General features: G+C 61.0%; 17 protein-coding genes and 1 tRNA gene. 13 read left to right on the top strand and 5 right to left on the bottom strand.

All coding sequences use genetic code 11. From position 1 onward, the window contains the following. Window positions 1-141: 141 nt before the first annotated feature. The gene (locus AN189_RS03125) at window positions 142-1,596 is read right to left on the bottom strand and encodes a Glu/Leu/Phe/Val dehydrogenase (protein ID WP_056030963.1); all 1,455 of its coding nucleotides are present in this window, start codon (window positions 1,594-1,596) and stop codon (window positions 142-144) included. A gap of 225 nt (window positions 1,597-1,821) precedes the next feature. Between AN189_RS03125 and AN189_RS03120 the strand changes: the two genes are divergently transcribed. Genes AN189_RS03120 through AN189_RS03110 form a run of 3 tightly spaced genes read left to right on the top strand, consistent with a single transcriptional unit; the run spans window position 1,822 to window position 4,477 of the window. Continuing rightward, window positions 1,822-3,351, top strand: a complete 1,530-nt coding sequence (locus AN189_RS03120) for a pilus assembly protein (protein ID WP_056030960.1) — start codon at window positions 1,822-1,824, stop codon at window positions 3,349-3,351. Next, on the top strand, window positions 3,348-3,881 hold the full coding sequence (locus tag AN189_RS03115) for a TadE/TadG family type IV pilus assembly protein (protein WP_056030957.1): 534 nt from the start codon (window positions 3,348-3,350) through the stop codon (window positions 3,879-3,881). Before AN189_RS03120 ends, AN189_RS03115 begins: the two co-directional genes overlap by 4 nt. Then, complete coding sequence (locus AN189_RS03110) at window positions 3,878-4,477, top strand: TadE/TadG family type IV pilus assembly protein (protein WP_056030955.1); 600 nt, start codon at window positions 3,878-3,880, stop codon at window positions 4,475-4,477. The genes AN189_RS03115 and AN189_RS03110 overlap by 4 nt, the downstream gene beginning before the upstream one ends. Window positions 4,478-4,492: 15 nt before the next feature. On the opposite strand, the gene AN189_RS03105 is transcribed toward AN189_RS03110, so the two are convergent. Then, on the bottom strand, window positions 4,493-5,080 hold the full coding sequence (locus tag AN189_RS03105; RefSeq protein WP_056030952.1) for a TetR/AcrR family transcriptional regulator: 588 nt from the start codon (window positions 5,078-5,080) through the stop codon (window positions 4,493-4,495). Window positions 5,081-5,173: 93 nt separating this feature from the next. On the opposite strand from AN189_RS03105, the gene AN189_RS03100 reads away from it, so the two are divergent. The 9 genes from AN189_RS03100 to AN189_RS03060 all read left to right on the top strand — a co-directional run bounded on the left by AN189_RS03100 (window position 5,174) and on the right by AN189_RS03060 (window position 16,140). Continuing rightward, the gene (locus AN189_RS03100) at window positions 5,174-5,455 is read left to right on the top strand and encodes a hypothetical protein (RefSeq protein ID WP_056030949.1); all 282 of its coding nucleotides are present in this window, start codon (window positions 5,174-5,176) and stop codon (window positions 5,453-5,455) included. A 70-nt stretch (window positions 5,456-5,525) separates the two neighbouring features. Further along, a complete protein-coding gene (locus AN189_RS03095; protein WP_056030946.1) occupies window positions 5,526-6,812 on the top strand; it encodes a homoserine dehydrogenase in 1,287 nt (428 codons plus the stop codon). Window positions 6,813-6,905: 93 nt separating this feature from the next. Next, window positions 6,906-7,871, top strand: a complete 966-nt coding sequence (gene glpX / locus AN189_RS03090) for a class II fructose-bisphosphatase (RefSeq protein WP_056032057.1) — start codon at window positions 6,906-6,908, stop codon at window positions 7,869-7,871. Between the two features lie 57 nt (window positions 7,872-7,928). Next, the gene (recJ, locus tag AN189_RS03085) at window positions 7,929-9,704 is read left to right on the top strand and encodes a single-stranded-DNA-specific exonuclease RecJ (protein ID WP_056030943.1); all 1,776 of its coding nucleotides are present in this window, start codon (window positions 7,929-7,931) and stop codon (window positions 9,702-9,704) included. A gap of 65 nt (window positions 9,705-9,769) precedes the next feature. Further along, window positions 9,770-9,844: transfer RNA gene (locus AN189_RS03080), tRNA-Glu, on the top strand. Between the two features lie 97 nt (window positions 9,845-9,941). Then, the gene (locus tag AN189_RS03075; RefSeq protein WP_056030940.1) at window positions 9,942-11,294 is read left to right on the top strand and encodes an AarF/ABC1/UbiB kinase family protein; all 1,353 of its coding nucleotides are present in this window, start codon (window positions 9,942-9,944) and stop codon (window positions 11,292-11,294) included. 130 nt (window positions 11,295-11,424) lie between these two features. After that, window positions 11,425-14,562, top strand: coding sequence for a CHASE domain-containing protein (locus AN189_RS03070; protein ID WP_056030937.1), 3,138 nt, complete (start codon window positions 11,425-11,427; stop codon window positions 14,560-14,562). A gap of 119 nt (window positions 14,563-14,681) precedes the next feature. Then, window positions 14,682-15,767 carry a cell wall metabolism sensor histidine kinase WalK gene (locus AN189_RS03065; RefSeq protein ID WP_056030934.1) on the top strand — a complete coding sequence of 362 codons (1,086 nt, stop codon included), beginning with the start codon at window positions 14,682-14,684 and terminating at the stop codon, window positions 15,765-15,767. A gap of 4 nt (window positions 15,768-15,771) precedes the next feature. Then, complete coding sequence (locus AN189_RS03060; RefSeq protein ID WP_056030931.1) at window positions 15,772-16,140, top strand: response regulator; 369 nt, start codon at window positions 15,772-15,774, stop codon at window positions 16,138-16,140. Between the two features lie 39 nt (window positions 16,141-16,179). Here AN189_RS03060 and AN189_RS03055 read toward each other — a convergent pair whose 3' ends face one another. The 3 genes from AN189_RS03055 to AN189_RS03045 form a co-directional block, all read right to left on the bottom strand. Next, window positions 16,180-16,503, bottom strand: a complete 324-nt coding sequence (locus AN189_RS03055) for an Hpt domain-containing protein (RefSeq protein ID WP_172794850.1) — start codon at window positions 16,501-16,503, stop codon at window positions 16,180-16,182. A gap of 11 nt (window positions 16,504-16,514) precedes the next feature. Next, entirely contained in the window at window positions 16,515-17,489 is a 975-nt protein-coding gene (locus AN189_RS03050; protein ID WP_056030925.1) for a PleD family two-component system response regulator, read from the bottom strand. 152 nt (window positions 17,490-17,641) lie between these two features. Beyond that, the gene (locus AN189_RS03045; protein WP_056030922.1) at window positions 17,642-18,790 is read right to left on the bottom strand and encodes a lytic murein transglycosylase; all 1,149 of its coding nucleotides are present in this window, start codon (window positions 18,788-18,790) and stop codon (window positions 17,642-17,644) included. A gap of 249 nt (window positions 18,791-19,039) precedes the next feature. Here AN189_RS03045 and AN189_RS19070 point away from each other — a divergent pair, with 249 nt between their 5' ends. Beyond that, window positions 19,040-19,279 (top strand): hypothetical protein, encoded by a 240-nt coding sequence (locus tag AN189_RS19070; RefSeq protein ID WP_172794849.1) that lies wholly within the window; start codon window positions 19,040-19,042, stop codon window positions 19,277-19,279. Window positions 19,280-19,868 lie beyond the last annotated feature (589 nt).

Genomic DNA, 19,868 nt, shown 5'->3' with positions numbered 1-19,868 from the left:
CTTTGGGCCGGGTCATGCAAGTCCGGTCCGCATGTGTTCAGACATAAATCAGTTCACCCGACGCCGGGATCGTCGGCGTAGATCGGCGTCCGGGGTTCCGCCCGCATTGATGGCGAAACCCCGGAGCGTTTCGAGGATGCCCTACAGCCCCTTGGCGCGGTAGCTGGCCGCGACCTTGCGGATCGACACCAGGTAGGCCGCGGTGCGCAGATCCTCGACATCGTCGTTTTCGTTCCAGACCTTGCTCATGGCCTGATAGGCCGTGCGCATCGTGTCATCGAGGCCAGAGCGGACCAGTTCGATCTCATCGGCACCGCGCAGGTATTTCTCCTTGAAATCAGGTGTCATGGACCAACGATGTTCCAGCATGTCGTCCAGACGCTCCAACTCGTCGACCAACAGCTGGTGACGCGCCTCTTCGGCCCGGCGCTGCATCCGGCCGAACCGGATATGCGACAGGTTCTTGACCCATTCGAAATAGCTGACCGTCACACCGCCGGCGTTGGCATACATGTCGGGGATGATCACGCAGCCTTTCTTGCGCAGGATTTCGTCAGCGCCCGATGTCGTGGGACCGTTGGCCGCCTCGATGATCAGCGGTGCCTTGATCCGGTCGGCGTTGGTCATGTTGATGACCCCTTCCAGTGCTGCCGGAATCAGGATGTCGCATTCGTGTTCCAGCAGCTTTGCCCCCTGCGGGTCAAAGGTTGCCGCCGCATAACCGGTCAAGCCGCCGTTTTCCACGATGTGCGCGCGAACATCCTCGACGTTCAGACCGTTCTCGTCAAACAGCGACCCGTCATGTTCGATGATGCCTGTGATCCTGGCGCCGTCCTCTTCGGACAGGAACTTGGCCGCGTGATAGCCCACGTTACCAAGACCCTGGATGATCACGCGCTTGCCCTCCAGCTTGCCCGACAGGTTGGCCCGCGCCACGTCGCCGGGGTGGCGAAAGAATTCGCGCAGCGCGAATTGCACACCGCGGCCCGTTGCCTCTGTCCGGCCCTGGATACCGCCTGCGTTCGTCGGTTTGCCGGTGACACAGGCCGCACCGTTGATGTCGGTGGTGTTCATGCGTTTGTACTGGTCCGCGATCCATGCCATTTCGCGTTCGCCCGTGCCCATGTCGGGGGCAGGCACGTTCTGGGCCGGGTTGATCAGGTCACGCTTGATCAACTCGTAGGCGAACCGTCGCGTGATCAGTTCCAGCTCGTGTTCTTCCCAGTCGCGCGGATTGATGCACAAACCGCCCTTGGACCCGCCAAAGGGCGCATCGACCAGCGCGCATTTGTACGTCATCAGCGCCGCCAGCGCCTCGACCTCGTCCTGGTGCACGGCCAGCGCATAGCGGATGCCGCCCTTGACCGGCTCCATGTGTTCGGAATGGACCGCCCGGTAGCCGGTAAAGGTGTGGATCTTGCCACGCAGACGCACACCGAACCGCACGACATAGGTCGCGTTGCAGACCCTGATCTTTTCTTCCAGTCCGGGGCTGAGATCCAACAGGCCCACGGCGCGGTTGAACATGATGTCCACCGACTCGCGAAAGGTCGGTTCCTGCGGGGCATCCTGGGGTGATGTATCGGATTGAGTCATCTCTGGTTCCTTAGGTGTGGGGCGACCAGGCCGGCTCGCCCAAGCGATTGCTATACTGATTCGTGTCTGATGCCCAATTTGTTTGCAAATCGTGAACAGCGGCCGCGCATGCCATGAACCCGCCCTAATTCCGTCACAGCAGTTTAGTTAAACATCCAGCGGGAGACGTGCGTCCAGTGACGCCCGGCAACCCATTATGGTGACCTGACACAAGAGTTTCGCGTTATGAAATGGCTGACACATCAGATCGGCATGGCGGCCGCGGCACTGCGGTTACGCCGTTTTGCACGCGACGAGAACGGCACGATCATCATGTTGACGCTCGTGCTCTTGATTCCGATGATCATCGTCGGCGGGATCGCCGTGGATTTCATGCGCTTTGAGGCAAAGCGCGCGCGATTGCAGGGCATCACGGATACGGCCGTGCTGGCTTCTGCGAACCTGCGCCAATCGACCGATGCCAAAACCCTGATCACCGATCATTTCACCAAGGCGGGTGAAGCGGCCGCACTCAAGGGCGAACCTGTCATCGTCACCGGGCGCAATGTGCGCGAGGTGACCGTCCAAAGCTATGTTCAGGTGCGGATGCATTTCCTGAGCATGTTCATGCCGTGGATCGGCCAGATGAACGGGCCAGACTACCTGACCGCCAACTCCCAATCCACCGCAATCCAGGGGTCCGGCAAGATCGAGGTGTCACTCGTGCTCGACCTGTCGGGTTCGATGGAATTCGGGGTTCCGGGGACCACTTTGAAACGCATGAAACTGGTCACCGACGCGGCAGAGGATTTTATCGACCAGCTGTTGGATCCCTCTCTGCAGGATCGTGTTTCCATTTCGATCATCCCCTATTCGGACAGCGTGAACGCTGGCCCGGAAATCCTGAACGCGCTTGATATCGATCCTGTCACGGAACACGGATTTTCGCACTGCATCGAATTCGATCCGGCAGAATACGCGACTACTGTATTTGATGACGATAGAACCTACCGGCAGACACAGCCCGTGATGACCAACTCCTTTGGTAACGTGTTCGGGCGCGACCTGAACAATCCCGCGGTGACACAGCCCATTTGCCCGCGTTATGATTTCGAACGTATGGTCATCCTGAGCCAGAACGCTGACCTGCTGAAGGGCCGCCTGTCGTCGCTTGAACCGCGCGCAGGTACGGCCATCCACGAAGGCATGAAATGGGCGACGACACTGCTCGACCCGTCGTTCAACGAAGTGGTCAAGGCTCTGCCAAACGGGTTTGTCGACAACGTCTTTCGCGACCGGCCCAGCCCCTATACCCTCGTTGCCGGGGCAAATACCTCGCCCACGCTGAAATACATCGTCCTGCTGACCGACGGCCAGAACTCTGCCTCCTGCCGCTTGAGCGATGAATTCATCGACTCGCCCAGTGAGATGTTGTTCTGGGCAAACAACAACATGCCTTTCGTCGGCAATAATCGCTTTGACCGCTTTGGGACGGGCTGTTCGACTACCGACACAAACATTGTATACGAACATGACGGTGCACAGGCAGATACCTGGCTGTCCAGCATCTGCACCGCTGCAAAGAACAAGGGGATCAAGGTCTATACGATCTCGGTAACAGGCACCGATACCTCGCAAGAGGCGGTCGACGGCCGCACGGTGATGCGCAATTGCGCCAATGATCCATCGCAGTTCTTTGCGACCACCGGCTCGAACCTGGGGTCCATTTTCTCGGCGATCGCCGATCAGATCACAGAACTGAGGCTGACCCAATGATCGCGTTCATCCGCAAGGTCATGGAGCGTCTTCGCCCAGAGGACGGTTCTGCCAGCGTTCCGTTTCTCATCGTTGCACCCGCCTTCTTTTTCATTTTCGTCAACGCTTTCGAGATTCAGGTGCATTCCGTGCGCCAGGTGATGGTGGACCGTGCACTGGACCTGGCGGTGCGCGATGTCCGTGTCGGCTATCTGAAAAAACCGACCCATGACGATCTGACCGCGCGGATCTGCTATTATTCCAAGGTCATCGAAAATTGCGAACGCGACATCAGGCTCGAGATGATCAAGGTTGATCCGCGCAACTGGGTGACACCAGCCGCCAGCGCACCCTGCCGCGACCGCGAGGAAGAAGAAACCGATTTCCCGATTGGCTCTCTTGAAAACAACGACCTGATGATCCTGCGGGTCTGCGTCCTGTTTGATCCGACGTTCAACTATGCGGGTGTCGGCCGCAAGGTCGTGGAACCGGGCCAGGAATACTACGCCCTGCGTGCCGCAAGTTCCTATGTCGTGGAGCCCTATCAATGACCCGCCTTGGACGCGCGCTACGCCGACTGGTTCAGCGCGAGGATGGCAATGCCCCGATCGAGCTGTTGTTCATGTCGCCACTCTTGCTGTGGGGGCTGTTCGGAACGCTCGTCTATTTCGATGCGTTCCGGGTCGAGGCGACCAGCATCAAGACGGGACTGACCATCGCAGATACCCTGAGCCGCGAACGTGCACTTGTGAACGACACCTACATCGATTCGATGTACGAGCTGCAAAAGTTCATGAACCTGCATGACAAGTCGCCGGGCCTGCGTGTGACCGTCGTCCGCTATCACACAAAGGACGATCTGACCGGGTTTCTGGATGCGACGCCACACTATCACGTCGTCTGGTCAGAGGTCCGTGGCACGGACCGGGCACCGCTGACGGATCAGGATATGTCCAGCCTTGTGAATGATCTGCCGATCACGAACGATGGCGGTCGCCTGATCATCGTGGAAACGTGGACGACCCATGCCCCCGCCCTGAAGGCGCTGCCGGTCACGACGATCCCGACATTCACCTTTGCAGCACCGCGCGATGTGAACGTCTGCTTCAACAACAACCCAAGCAATCCGCTGACCGATCTGTGCTGAGCTGATGTTCCGGCCTCAGGCCTCGACGGATTTGCGCACCAACGCGCAGTAGATCGTTTCGATCTCTGTCAGCGTCAGGCGGCCGGCGGGGTCATACCAATTGGTGATCCCCGTCAGTTGGGCAATCAAAGCCAGTGTCGTGATGCGCGTGTCATCCACAGCGAATGTGCCGTCAGCCACCCCGTCGCGCAGAATCATTTCCAGCCTGTCCTCATAGGCGCGTCGCTTGGCCGCGATACGGCTGAAATTCTCTGGCGCGAGGTTACGCAGTTCCATGTAGGACAGGAACACGGCATCCCGACGGGGCAGATGGAACCGGATATGAAACCGGGTAAACCCCTCCAGGCGTTGCAGCGGCGTACCGCTCAGCCGCGCCTGCGCCGCCGCCTCCATGACCTCTGACATGTGGCTGTCCAGCAGTTCGAACAGCAACGACTGCTTGTCAGGGATATAGTTGTACAGCGCCCCGGCCTGCACGCCGACCTCGCCCGCGATCTGGCGCATCGACACCGCCGCAAACCCGTGCTGCGCAATCAGCCGCAGCGCCGCGTCGCGCACCCGCGGCCCGGTCGTATCCGCATAAGAGCCTTGTTTGCGTGCCATGGGCGCATTTAAAGGAACCCGGTCAGGCTTGAAAAGCTGTTTCGTCGCAGCACCAGTCGGCCTAATGTGATCCGACAAACAAATGGACAGCCCATGCGCGCCTTCATGATCCTTGGTCTTTTGACAGTGACGGCCTGCACGCAACCGCCTGCAATGGTCGGCCAGATCACACCCCAGGCCGCCGCCGCACCCTTTCCGCAATTGCAGCCCCTGGCCCCATTGCTGGCGCAGGCGCAGGCCCCGGGTCGGGTCAATGCCCGCACCGCCGCGGATCTGGACGACAGCGCCGACAGGCTGCGCAATCGGGCCGCCGCCCTGCGTGGTCCGGTCGTCGCACCAGAGACACGCGCCCGCATGCAGCGCAACATCCGCTAAGCCGCGTTGCGGTGGCAGCGCGATTTCGCTAACAGGCTGACGAAATCCTCATCAACGACCGGAGCCCGCCATGACTGACCCACTTCGCCTTGGAATTGCGGGCCTTGGCACCGTCGGCGCAGGGATCGTCAAAATCGTTCAGGCCCATGCCGACCTGCTGGCCGCACGCGCGGGCCGACCGGTCGTCATCAGCGCGGTTTCCGCCCGGTCCAGGGACAAGGATCGCGGTGTCGACCTGTCCGCATATGCCTGGGAAAACGACCCCGTGGCACTGGCCTACCGGTCGGACGTCGACGTGGTGATCGAGGTCATGGGCGGCCATGACGGCCCCGCCAAGGACACCACAGAAGCCGCCATCGCAGGGGGCAAGGACGTGGTCAGCGCCAACAAGGCTTTGCTCGCGATCCACGGGCAGGCCCTGGCCGTGGCGGCCGAGGCCGCGGGCCGCGTCATCCGGTTCGAGGCCGCGGTCGCAGGCGGCATCCCGGTGGTCAAGACCCTGACCGAGGGTCTTGCCGGCAACGCCATCACCCGGATCATGGGTGTCATGAACGGCAGCTGCAATTACATCCTGACCCGGATGGAAGACGCGGGCCTGACCTATCAGGAGGTCTTCGACGAAGCCAATGCACTGGGCTACCTCGAGGCTGACCCGAACCTGGACGTGGGCGGCGTGGACGCAGGGCACAAGCTGGCGCTGCTGTCATCCATCGCATTCGGCACGCAGGTCGATTTCGACGGCGTCGCGCTGGAAGGCATCGGGTCCGTGACCATCGAGGACATCCGCCAAGCCGCCGACATGGGCTACAAGATCAAGCTGCTGGGCGTGGCCCAGCTGACGGGCCGCGGTCTGGAACAGCGCATGTCGCCCTGCCTTGTGCCCGATACTTCGCCACTTGGGCAACTGTCGGGCGGCACCAACATGGTCGTCCTCGAAGGCGACGCCGTCGGCCAGATCGTGATGCGCGGTGCGGGTGCGGGCGAAGGCCCCACGGCCAGCGCCATCATGGGTGACGTGATGGACATTGCACGCGGGTCGCGCCTGTCCACCTTTGGCCAGCCCGCCAGCACGTTGCGCAAGGCCCGCGCGGCACAGGCGGCGGTCCCCGCCCCCTATTACCTGCGCCTGCAACTGCTGGACAAACCCGGCGCATTGGCCAAGGTCGCGACGATCCTTGGCGATGCGGGCGTCAGCATCGACCGGATGCGCCAGTATGATCACGCCGATACCGCGGCGCCCGTGCTGATCGTCACGCACAAGACGACGCGCACAGCACTGGACGAGGCTATGGCCCGCTTTGACAGCACGGGCGTGCTGACCCAGACCCCTGTCGCGATCCGCATCGAAACAGTCTGACGCGCCGGGTCGTGGACGACTGTTAGCGTTCTCGGTCTTGCTGATGTCATGTTGCACGGGCTAGGTCGCGCCCGCACAACACAGGAAGATCCGATGACCGACGCTGCGACCTTTGACGACCAAATGCTGTCCCTTGCGCTGGCCCGCGTATCAGAGGCCGCCGCCATCGCCTGTCATCCCCTGATCGGACGCGGCGACGAAAAGGCAGCGGATCAGGCTGCGGTCGATGCCATGCGCGGCGCGCTCAACCGTCTGGCCATCGCAGGCACCGTCGTCATCGGCGAGGGTGAACGCGACGAGGCACCCATGCTCTATATCGGTGAGGATGTCGGCACCGGGGCCGGTCCTGCGGTCGATATCGCGCTTGATCCACTCGAAGGGACCACGCTGACCGCCAAGGACATGGCCAATGCGCTGGCTGTCATTGCCATGGGGCCGCGTGGGTCGATGCTGCATGCGCCCGATGTCTACATGGACAAACTGGCCGTCGGTCCGGGCTATGCCGCAGGTGTCGTGACACTGGACATGGACCCGGCCACACGGGTCAAGGCACTGGCCAGGGCCAAGGGCTGCAAGCCTGCAGAAGTTACCGTTTGCGTGCTGGAACGCCCCAGACACGAGGATATGATCCAGGCGATCCGGTCCACGGGGGCAGCCATCCGGCTGATCACCGATGGCGATGTCGCTGGCGTGATGCATTGCGCGGACAGCACCCGCACGGGAATCGACATGTACATGGGCTCTGGCGGCGCACCCGAGGGTGTGCTGGCGGCAGCGGCCCTGAAATGCCTTGGCGGGCAGATCATGGGCCGGCTGATGTTCCGCAATGACGACGAACGGGGCCGCGCCACCAAGGCCGGGATCACCGATTTCGACCGCGTCTATAACCGTGACGACATGGTGACTGACGATGTGATCTTTGCAGCGACAGGTGTCACCGACGGCAGCCTGCTGGCAGGCGTGCGCCGCGAGGGAAATTTCGTGTCGGTCGAGACCCTGTTGATGCGGTCGCGCAGCGGGTCGATCCGGCAAATGCGCTATCGTCGCCCGGTCAGCTAGGATAGGACGTCCCTGCCCGGCCCCCCGGCCGGATCACCAGATCAGGCAGGACACCGCATGACCACAACAGCCGCATACCTCGGCGTCAATGCATCCTTGACCGGACGGCGCTGGATCGGACCCGGTGCCGAAGAAGACCGCCAGTCAGAGGCGATGGCGCAGATCACATCCCTGCCGCCTGCCCTGTGCCGCACGCTGGTGCGACGCGGCGTCCCCCCCGAAGAGGCGGCAGGGTTTCTGGCACCGACCTTGCGCGAGCTGCTGCCGGATCCCCGCAGCCTGCGCGATATGGATGTCGCCGCCGCGCGGTTTCTGGCGGCGGTCAAATCCCGCGAACGCATCGCGATTTTTGCGGACTACGATGTGGATGGCGGGTCCTCCGCCGCACTTCTGCTGGTCTGGCTGCGCCAGATGGGCCTGCGGGCCACACTCTATATCCCGGACCGCATCGACGAAGGTTATGGCCCCAACGATGCGGCGATGGCGGCGCTGGCCCGTGATCATGATCTGATCATCTGCGTCGATTGCGGAACCCTGTCCCACGGCCCGATTGCGGCGGCCCGCGGCGCGGACGTGATCGTGCTGGATCACCATCTGGGGACGGACACACTGCCTCCCGCCGTGGCCGTCGTGAACCCGAACCGGCAGGACGAGGACGGCACGCTGGCCCACCTGTGCGCAGCATCCGTGGTGTTCCTGCTGCTGGTCGAGGTGAACCGCCTGATGAAGGCGGACGGCGCAAGCGGTCCCGACCTGATGGCGATGCTGGATCTGGTGGCCCTGGCGACCGTGGCCGACGTCGCCCCGCTGGTCGGGGTGAACCGTGCGCTGGTACGGCAGGGGCTGGTGGTCATGGCCCGCCGCGACCGGGTCGGCATCACGGCGCTGGCGGATGTGGCCGGGCTGGATCAGGCCCCCACATCCCATCACCTTGGGTTTCTGCTGGGTCCACGGGTCAACGCAGGCGGTCGCATCGGTGCGGCTGACCTTGGCGCCCGGCTCCTCGCGACAGATGACCCCCATGAGGCGCAGGCGCTGGCCGAACGGCTGGACCTGTTGAACACGGAACGACGCGACATCGAGGCGCGTGTGCGCGAGGCGGCCTTGGAACAGGCCACGGCACGCGGTCTGGATGCACCGCTGGTCTGGGCCGCAGGCGCAGGCTGGCATCCCGGCGTCGTCGGCATCGTGGCCGCCAGGCTGAAAGAGGCGACGAACCGCCCCGCCATCGTCATCGGGCTGGATGATGGTATCGGCAAAGGATCCGGGCGGTCCGTCAGCGGCATTGACCTGGGCGCCGTCATTCAACGCGTCGCGGCAGAGGGCCTGCTGCTGAAAGGCGGCGGTCACAAGATGGCCGCCGGCCTGACCGTGGCAGAGGACGGGCTGGAGGCGGCAATGGACAGGATCGCGACCCTGCTCGACCGACAAGGTGCGGGCGCACTGGGACCGGCCGACCTGCGCCTTGATGGCGTGCTGATGCCCGGTGCCGCGACGGTGGACCTGATCCACCAGATCGAACAGGCGGGCCCCTTTGGCGCAGGTGCGCCCGCCCCGCGCTTTGCCTTTCCCGATAGCCAGATTCTGTTTGCCAAGGCCGTCGGCACCGGCCACTTGAAAATCACCTTTGGCGACGGTCTGGGAACCCGCATCGACGCGATTGCCTTTGGCGCGATGGACGGTCCGATGGGTCCTGCGCTGACAGGCCACGGCGGTGCGCGTTTCCATCTGGCCGGCAAGCTGGAAATCAACACATGGCAGGGCCGCACCTCGCCACAACTGCGGCTCGAGGATGCCGCAGCAGCTGACGTAGGGGCCGTCGAAACTTTTTAACGAAAGGGTGCAAAATGTCTCTTGCCCCCACCCCGTGGCTTGCCTAAAAGGCCCTCACCAAGCGTGGCCCGTTCGTCTATCGGTTAGGACGCCAGGTTTTCAACCTGGAAAGAGGGGTTCGATTCCCCTACGGGCTGCCACGGTTTTCCCCTGAAATTTCAGACAGTTTGCGAATTTGTCGCAGTCCGCGGCGCGGTATATGATTGTCGTGTCGCGACACACGGCTAACTGTCTGCCATGCGCAATGATCCCAAGACATCCCGCCCGCTGTCCGTGCCTGCCCACAGGTTATCCCGGCTGGGCCGACTGGGATCGATGACAGCCGGAATAGCGGGCAACATGGCGGTAAACGGTGCTGCACAACTGGGTCGCGGCCAGCGCCCGACCTTGCGCGGACTGATGCTGACACCTGCCAACATCACCCGTGTCGCAGACCAGCTGGCCAAGATGCGCGGCGCGGCGATGAAGATGGGGCAGCTCATCTCGATGGATACAGGTGATGTTCTGCCGCCGGAATTGTCGCAGATCATGGCCCGGCTGCGCGACGATGCACACTACATGCCGCCCGCCCAGTTGAAAAAGGTGCTGAACACTCAGTGGCCCGCCAACTGGCTGGCGCAGTTCAAATCCTTTGATGTCAGGCCCATCGCCGCGGCCTCGATCGGGCAGGTGCACAGGGCACAACTGCGCGACGGGCGCGATCTGGCGATCAAGGTGCAATATCCCGGCGTGGCCGACAGCATCGACAGCGATGTTGCCAATGTGGGCGCATTGATGCGCATGTCCGGATTGTTGCCCAAGGGGTTCGAGCTGGGCCCCTATCTGGCCGAGGCCCGCAATCAGCTGCATCAGGAAACCGACTACGCCCGCGAAGCAGGCCAGTTGACCCGTTTCGGCGATTTGCTGGCGGATGATTCACGTTTCGTCGTGCCGCGATGTCATCCCGACTGGAGCACGCCACAGATCCTGAGCATGGATTTCGTGTCAGGCGTTCCGGTCGAGAGCATCATTGACCAGCCGCAACTGGTGCGTGACCGGGTTGCCGCCGACCTGATTGACCTGACATTGCAGGAATTGTTCGTCTTTGGTCAGATGCAGACCGATCCGAATTTCGCGAATTACCAATACGATCCGGACACGGGCCGGATCATATTGCTGGATTTCGGCGCGGCACAGGGCATTTCCGCGCAAACCGCCCGAAATTACGCCCGGTTGATCAGCGCAGGACTGCGCGATGACGTTGATGCAATGGCACAGGCCGCAGGCGACATCGGGTTTCTGACGACACAGACCGCTGACCACCACCGCGACCGCATCATGGCCATGATGCGAACGGTCTTTGCCGCGCTGGGTGACACACCGCGATACGATTTCAGCGACCGCAGCATGTCCCGCCAGATGCAGGCCGAAGGCATGGCCCTCGCCGAAGCGGGATTCGTGCCGCCCCCGCTCTCGATCGAGGTCCTGTTGCTGCAACGCAAATTCGGCGGCGTGTTCCTGCTGGCCGCACGCTTGGGTGCGCAGGTCGATGTCACGGCGTTGATCCGCAACAGATTGCCACCAGACCCCGAGGTTGGCACCTCATCTTGATAAATGTTTAGGCCTGCCCGCCACAGGTCCGAAAAAAGTCATAATGATCTGGCAAATCGTCTGCCACAGCCGCGCGGTATCACTACCGTAAGTTGCAACGGGACATGAGGTCCCGAAACAAGGGGTTGCGATGCAGACGTCCATTCGACAGCTGGCCATACCGGTCACGATTGCCCTGACGATCTTTACGACGTGGCTGACCTACGACCTGGCAAGCAAACGCACCGCGACCGCTTTTGAATCGATGACTGCCGACAGCAAGGCAGCAATTTTGCAACGATTTGCAGCGGTGTCATTGGCGCTGGACGGTGTCGCTGGTCTGCTGAATGCCTCGGACGAGGTCACCCAGCAGGACTGGATCGACTACGTCGCCTCACTGGATATTGCGCGCAACCTGCCCGCCGTGTCCGGCATCGGACTGATCCAACCGGTTGACCGCGGCAATCTGACGGAATTCCTGAATGCAGCGCGTCAGGACAACGTCGGCGAAATCGTGATCCATCCGATCCGTGAACGCCCCGACAAGATGGTCATTCGACACATCGAACCCTATCAACCCAATGCCAAGGCGCGTGGATTGGATATCGCCTTTGAGGTCAATCGCTACACAGCGGCCGTCAACGCCCGCGATCGCGGCCTGACCAAATTGACCGGGCCGCTCGCACTGGTGCAGGGCGGCAATGATCAGGTCGGTTTCCTGATGTTGCGGCCCCGCTACGCAGGGGGCATGCCGCGCGAAACACTGATGGAACGCCGTGCCGCGTTTCTCGACTGGGTCTATGCCCCGATCTTTGCCGAAAATCTGCTGACCGGATTGACCGCCGGTCAGGACCAGATGTTCACCATGACCATCTACGATTCCGCCGACCCCGGCACGCCGATTTTCGGTCAGCAACCCTATGCAGAGGCAACCTATTCGCGCAGTGCCAGCCTGCGGGTCTATGGGCGTCAGTGGAACATCGTCTGGGCCAGCACGCCCCTGTTTTCCCAAGCACAGGGCCACCATGTGGCATGGCTCGTGCTGGCGGGGGGCGCTTTCATCACGATCCTGCTGATCGGCTACGTATCGGCCATTACCAAATCCGAAGTTCTGGCGAACCGTCAGATCATATCGAACGAGGACCGCAACCGCGCGATCGTCGACAATGCCGTGTTCGGCGTATTGGTGCTGAACCAGCAGGGCCGGATCATTTCGGCCAACACGGCCGCCAAGGCGCTCTTGGGCATGAACGACGATACGCTGGAGGGGCAGCGCCTGCGGGACCTGCTTACCACGCAGGACCTGACAAATGACTGGACCTTTGCCGAGGCGACATATGCGCTGAACAGCGGCCAGACATTATATCTGGAATTGCAGCGAAATACCTGGCGCGCGGCGGATGGTGAAATCCGGCATACCGTCATTCTGCGCGACGTCACCGCACAAACGGAAAGCGCGGATAAATTGCGCAAGACAGAAGAACGCTGGAATCTGGCCCTCAGCGGGGCCGACATCGGTGTGTTTGACCTTAACCCCCAGACGCGACTGCATATGGTGTCGAACACGTGGCGTCGCCTGATGGAAATCGACCCCGACATGCCGATGGAACAGGTCCACGAGGCGTTCAACGCGCGCATCCACCCCGATGACCGCGCCCACCTCAACGCGGCCTATCTTGACTGCATCTCGGGCCGCAAACCACGGTCGATCGCCGAATTTCGTGTGAAATTTGCCGACGGCAGCTGGCGCTACATGAAATCCGATGCCGTCGTGGTAGAACGCGACGCCGAAGGCCGCGCCCTGCGAATGATCGGTGCACAGACCGACATTCAGGCCCAGCGCGACTTGCAGGATGCCCTTCAGGCCAGCGAGGAACGGATCCGGTTGGCACAGGCACATGCACCTGTCAGCATGGTCATCATCGACGGGGACGGCAACCTGACCGACCCGAACGGCGCGATGGCCAGCCTGACCGGGCGCAGCCGCGCCGAACTGTCTCAAATGCAGCTCAGCGACCTGTTCGGCCCCGCAGAGGGGGCAGACATCGTGCGTGCGGTCATCAACCTGCAGGGTTGCACCGAAAAGACCTATCGCGGTGAGCACAAGATCACCCAGCCCAACGGCGATGTCCGCTGGGGCGTGGTCAAGGTGTCCTGGGCCCCCAACCCGAATGCCCGTGCAGACCTGTTTGTGATGCAGATCAGCGACGTGACCCAGGAAAAAGAAGCCGCGCGCATCAAGTCTGAATTCGTGGCCACCGTCAGTCACGAACTGCGCACACCGCTGACGTCGATCAAGGGCGCAATCGGCCTGATGGCCAAGGCCGGACCGAACGCCCCCCCGCGCCTGCTGGATATTGCCCAGTCGAATGTCGACCGGTTGATCTATCTGGTGAACGACATTCTGGATCTCGAAAAAATCAGCGCGGGCAAGCTGGATTTCGATATCAGACCGCAAGTGGGCGTCGCGATGGCGCAACAGGCAATCGAACAGAATGCCCCCTACGCCGAACGCCACGGCGTATCATTGCAGGTTCAGGACGACACCCGCGGTGCCATGGTCCATGCGGATGTGGACCGCGTTTTGCAGGTGCTGACGAACCTGTTGTCGAATGCCTGCAAATACGCCCCGCTGGGGTCGCAGATCGTGCTTGGCCTCAGCCGTCGTGGGACCGATCTGCGGTTCAGCGTGACCGACCATGGCCCCGGCGTGCCCGACAGCTTTCGCGCCCACATTTTCAAACCGTTCTCGCAGGCCGACAGTTCCGACACCCGCACCAAGGGCGGCACTGGCCTGGGCCTGAACATTTCGCGCCAGATCGTCGAGAACATGGGGGGCCAAATCGGTTTCGACAGCGTTCCCGGTCACACGGAATTCTGGTTCACCTGCCCTATCGCGGATGGCCTTGCCCCGGTGAACGTTCAGATCGCCCAACCCAAGATCAATGTGCGCAAACGTATTCTGCATCTGGAGGATGACAAGGACTTTGCCGAAATCCTGAAACTCAGCTTGCAGGACTTTGCCGATGTGCAGGTCGTGCAATCACTGGCAGAGGTCCGCAAGACGATGTTCGACGGACTTTTTGATACCGTAATCATCGACTGGGAGCTGAAGGATGGTGACGCCGCCGAAGTGGTGGATGCCCTCGTCAATGCGCAGCCACAGGCACGATTTGTTGTCCTGTCATCCCACGATCGCCAGAATATCGACAAGCGGATCAGCCTGTCGCTGACGAAATCACGTAAATGCGTCGAACAGGTCGTCATGCAACTGCGCGACGTCGCCTGATGCCAATTCACTAACATGCACCTTCTCAGCCATTCTTTGGGCATATTCATTTGACAAATTAATTATAGGAAACAGCGGCGCAATTACGGCCGTTTATTCCAAAGGAATAGGGACATTCGATGCCGACTGATTTTTCGACCGTTGCTGCCTTGGGCATTTCAGCCCAGAATTATTTTTTTGGACCATCGTTGTTGTTGGACACATTACCCGATCCGGTCATCGGTTTGGCGGCGAATCGAAACACGATCATCTACATGAACGCAGCGGCGCGCGCGCTCTTTGACGCGGGCGATGTTGGCACGCGAACCCTCACATCAATACCGTTCGAGACCGGCAAGGACGCGCTGAAGGCAGCGCTTGCAAGACAGCACACCCACCGGAGTGAAGCGCATGTCAGTTTCGCAGGTCAGCTCTATTGCATCGAATCGCAACGTTGCGGCCCTTGCGACGAGGCACCTTACTTGTTGATCCTGCGCAACCGTCCTGCCGGGTCATCCGGCCTGAGTGATGATTTCGTCGCAACCGTCAGCCACGAGCTGCGCACCCCGTTGACGTCGGTCAAGGGCGCGCTGGGACTGGCCCTGTCAGGCGCATCTGGCCCAATCACCGACCAGACCCGCAAACTGCTGGATATCGCACATCGCAACGTCGGACGGCTGATGCTGCTGGTCAACGACATTCTGGACCTCGAAAAAATGTCCAGCGGCAACATGAGCTTTGACATGGTCCCCACGGATCTGCGCACGGTCATCGACGCTGCCTGCGAGGCGAACACCGATTTTGCCAAAGGTTATGGCGTGAACGTCAGTTGCGACGTGCCGGACCATCCGGCCATGGCGCTGTTGGATGCCGATCGCATGCATCAGGTCATGACCAACCTGATCTCGAACGCCTGCAAATTCTCTCATAAGGGTGGCACGATTTCTATCGTACTCACGACCTTGGGCAACGGGTCACACAAAATCCAGGTTTCTGACAAGGGTATAGGAATCCCCGCAGATGCGCTGGAAACGATTTTCGAACGATTCAATCAGGCAGGATCGATTCACCGCAATCGGTCGGGCAGCACGGGATTGGGACTGGCCATCGTGAAAACGATTGTCGAGGCGCATGATGGCAGCATTTCACTGTCCAGCACCCAGGACAGGGGCACCACCGTCACCATCACATTGTCAGGCGTAGCGCCAGGTAGCGAGGGAAAGTAGTATCATGATCAAGATTCTTCACGCCGAAAACGACCCCGATATCCGCGAGATCGCAGAACTCGCCCTGGGCATGTCGGGACAGTTCGAAATCCTGCAATGTGCTGATGGGCAGATGGCCGTGGATCATGCGGCGGGTTTTGCACCTGACGTCCTCTTGCTGGACGTGATGATGCCGAACATGACCGGCCCCGAGGTTCTGGCCATCCTGCGCAAGGACCCTGCCCTGTCCGATGTGCCTGCGATTTTCATGACTGCACGGGTGCAATCCGTCGAAAAACAGGCCTTGCTGGATCAAGGTGCCGTGGCCGTCATCGCGAAACCCTTTGATCCGATCACACTGGCAGACGACATAATGGCGGCCCTCAAGGTGTGAGAGGCCGCCATCATCAATCCCTGGTCGCCTTGCAACCGGCTAGTGTTTGACGAAACTTTCGGAAATATCCAGAAACTGGACCAGCACACGGATTGCCTGCTCTTGGTCGATTTGCTCTGATTTCAACAGATGGGCAATTCGTTCCTCGGCGCGTGATGCCTCGCGTCCCAGACGTTCGAGGCCCAAGGTGCCGGCGGTGCCGGCGGTCCGATGCAGATTGGCCTTCGCACGGTCCAGTGTCTCGCGGTCGTCGCCCGATACCCCGATTTGTAGCCCAAGCGTTATCAGCTCTGCGTGTCTTTCGCGGTATTCGGTCATGAACCGATCGCGCAGGCGCTCGATCGCCGCATTCATCGAAGACATGGATGATTGATTCATGCCGAACGCTCCAACATCCAGAACGCGTCCAGGTCGCGTTCGCGTCGTTGCGCCTCGGCCTCGGCGTTGGCATGGGCACGCGACAGGCATTCGATCGCCTGCTGACCTGGCCGCCAGAACAATCTGACCGCCTCACCGACGCACATGCGCAGATGCAGACGCTCACCCGTGCTGGCGTGCAGGTCCATCCGATGGATCGACAGGTTCAGCGCATCGGTGAAACGCTGCGCATCCAGACGCGCACCGTCCTCGAGAATACAGACAAATGTGCCGCTGCCGACATAGGACAGCAGCGGATTGAAATGCGCCAATTCATCGCTCAGCGCCTCGGACAGGTCGGCCATCAGGCAGCGAAAATCGAATTCGGACAGCGCGGCAAAGAACCGATCCGCCTCGCGCAGCGTGACACCGACGACGCTGGAACCATAAAGCGCGTTCCGCGACAGCTTGGTGATGTAATTTTCCAGCGCGGTCAGGGTGACGACCCCATCGACATCGTGGATTTCGAACGGTTGATACAGCGCAAGTGGACCCGCCGTTTCGCTGACCATGTGACCCGATGGCGTCTGCGTCAGGCGATCATGCGATATCTCGCGCGACGTGATGCGCCAGCTGGCCAGTTCCAGCTGCTCGGACAGCTCTGCCACGTCGAACGGCTTGTTGATATAATCCGTTGCACCGGCGGCAAAGGCACGGTCGATGTGGTCCTTGTCAGCCATTGCGGTCAGCATCATCACGGGCGACCGGGCAAAGCGCGGATCACGACGAATATCGCGGCACAGCTCGATCCCGTCACGCCCGGGCATCTGGATATCCACCAGAAAACATTCGACGTCCGGATTGAGCTCCATCACCCGCAGCGCATCGATCGCATCAGTTGCCGTCACCAGCTCGTGCCCATCCAGAAAACCGACAAGGCTGACCAAAAGCTCCAGGATGAACGGATCGTCATCGACCGCGAGAATTTTCATGACTTATACCCCAAAAGACAGGTTTTCCATTTTTTGGAACAACCTCGGGTCTCAGTGAACAGGGGAAATTGGTCAGAAAAGTGTTATGACGTAGACAATTCTTCGGAACCTCAGGTTGCATTGCTAAAACCAGATCAAGTTCAGGGCAACTATCAGCCCCGTAGCCGCAGCAGCAGGTCCAGCGATGGCTCTCCGGTTACGGCCAGCCCATTGCGCTGCTGATAGGCCGTGATGGCGGCTCTGGAATTGGCACCCAGAACACCGTCGGCACCTTGTGTATCGAACCCTGCCGTGGTCAGGCGCTGTTGCAACTCCTTGCGGGTGTCGCCGGTCAAACCATAGCGGTCGGGCGGGAAACTGCCGCGGATCGGACCTGCGCCGATGATCCGGTCGGACAGATGCCCCACGCCGATCGCGTAGGAATCCGAATTGTTGTAGCGCTTGATCGCGTTGAAATTCGGACCGACGGCGAATGTCGGGCCACTGGGTTGCGGCGTCAGACGACGCGTTCCGGCAGCGGCCCCGGGCGACCCGACCTCGCCACCCCAGGGCTGGCCCTGACGCCAGCCTGACCGCGCAAGATACGCCGCCGTGCTGGCCAGTGCATCCGTCGGATCCTCACCCCAAATGTCGCGCCTGCCATCGCCCGTGAAATCAACGGCATATTCCAGATAGGACGTGGGGATGAACTGCGTGTGCCCCATCGCCCCCGCCCAGCTGCCGGTCATCCGATCGGGGGTGATGTCCCCGCTTTGCAGGATCCGCAGCGCCCCGATCAACTGGCTTTCAAAGAATGCGCCGCGGCGGCCGTCAAATGCCAGCGTCGACAAGGCGGAAATCACGGGCACATCGCCACGGCGTTCACCGAACATGCTCTCGAGCCCCCAGACCGCCGTGACGACATGCGCCTCGACGCCGTATCGCGCCTCGATCCGGGCCAGCGTATCGCGGTAGCGTGCATAATTGGCGCGCCCCTTGGCGATGCGTTCCTCGGATGCAGCGATTGCCAGATATTCCTCCAGCGTGCGTGTGAATTCTGTCTGGTTGCGGTCACGTTCGACCACGTCAGGCAGGAAACCGGCACGCGCAAATGCCCGGTCCAGTGTCGCTTGCGTGATACCCGCATTGGCGGCACGACGCTGAAAACCGGCCACCCATGCGTCATAGGCCGGATTCGCAACAGCCTGCATGCCGGGTGCGGCCGCCGGACCAGCCATCACGGTGCCACCACCGCGTCCACCACAGCCCGCCAATACGCTTGCCAGCGCGCCAAGGGAAAACATGCGTCTGCTCGTCAACATTTTCGTCGCCCGTTTCTGGAGATTTTGTTCGATCCTATCGAAACGCGGCCCAACTGGTAAGGGTGTCCGGTGCAAACCCGCGGATTTCCCCTGATCCTGAATGGGAGCCGTTTTGCCCGCCGCAGGCCGCGCACCCGATGGCTGCACGCGGCTCTGACGTCAGCCCCTTTTCCAAGACAGCCAGATCAAAACAAGGGCACCCACAAAGGTCGCCGCCATAAGCAGGCCCCAGACCAGTCCTGATTGTTGATGGTAAACGATACCGGATTGGACATCAAAGCAGCGCCCCATAGCATCAAAACACCCACGCCAACGGACATGCATGGCATGAAAAAGAAAGCCAAAGAGGACGGACAAGCCCAGCAGACCCAGCGCGACCAGCCTCAGGAACATGACACGTGGTGCAATGACACCCTCCCTGCGCCTGTCTGCCACAACCTGGTGGAAAATAGCGGATCAAAGGCAGCCATGTCACGCGGCAACGCCTGATCACCGATGCCGCCATTCGGGACGCGCAGGCGATCGCGGCCCAAAGTCACGGCAGAGCAAGAGGCGACGTGCAGTGCAGGCCCACTGATCGCAGGCGTCCGGCGCAGACAGCCTGCATATCGCAAAGCCCGACAAGCGAACCGCGTCACCCGGCGGATTCCCGGCATCAAAGGGCGCCGCTGAACATACGGTGGCAACCACAAACCCGACAAGGTTTTCAGCTGCGTTCGCCCGAACTGTGGGGGGCTGGTACCTTTGAGACGACGCTTTGAGACGGGAGAGAACCTGAACCGCCTATAAAAAAGGGCGATGCGGGATCGGGGGCAAAATTGGCCGACGTGAAAGTGAGCGCAAAGTGCACCATATAAACACCACCTCTGAGACAGGTGGAACACAAAACGGCCCGTAAATGGTGGATTGATGGTGTGCGGGCGCAAAGTCAGATGGACCAATGAAAACAGGCGCTACGGCCACTGGCGTGGCGGTTGGAGCGCCTGTAACTGTCTCAAAGGTAGCGTCAAATGATACTTGAGAGGTGGAACATTCGCGTTCCACCTTAGCTTGAGTATTCCACCTTAAGAAAAACATT

Source organism: Loktanella sp. 3ANDIMAR09, from assembly GCF_001420005.1.
Lineage (GTDB): Bacteria > Pseudomonadota > Alphaproteobacteria > Rhodobacterales > Rhodobacteraceae > Loktanella.
Note: the sequence above shows the minus strand (reverse complement) of the source record. Positions and strands in the feature narration are given on the sequence as shown.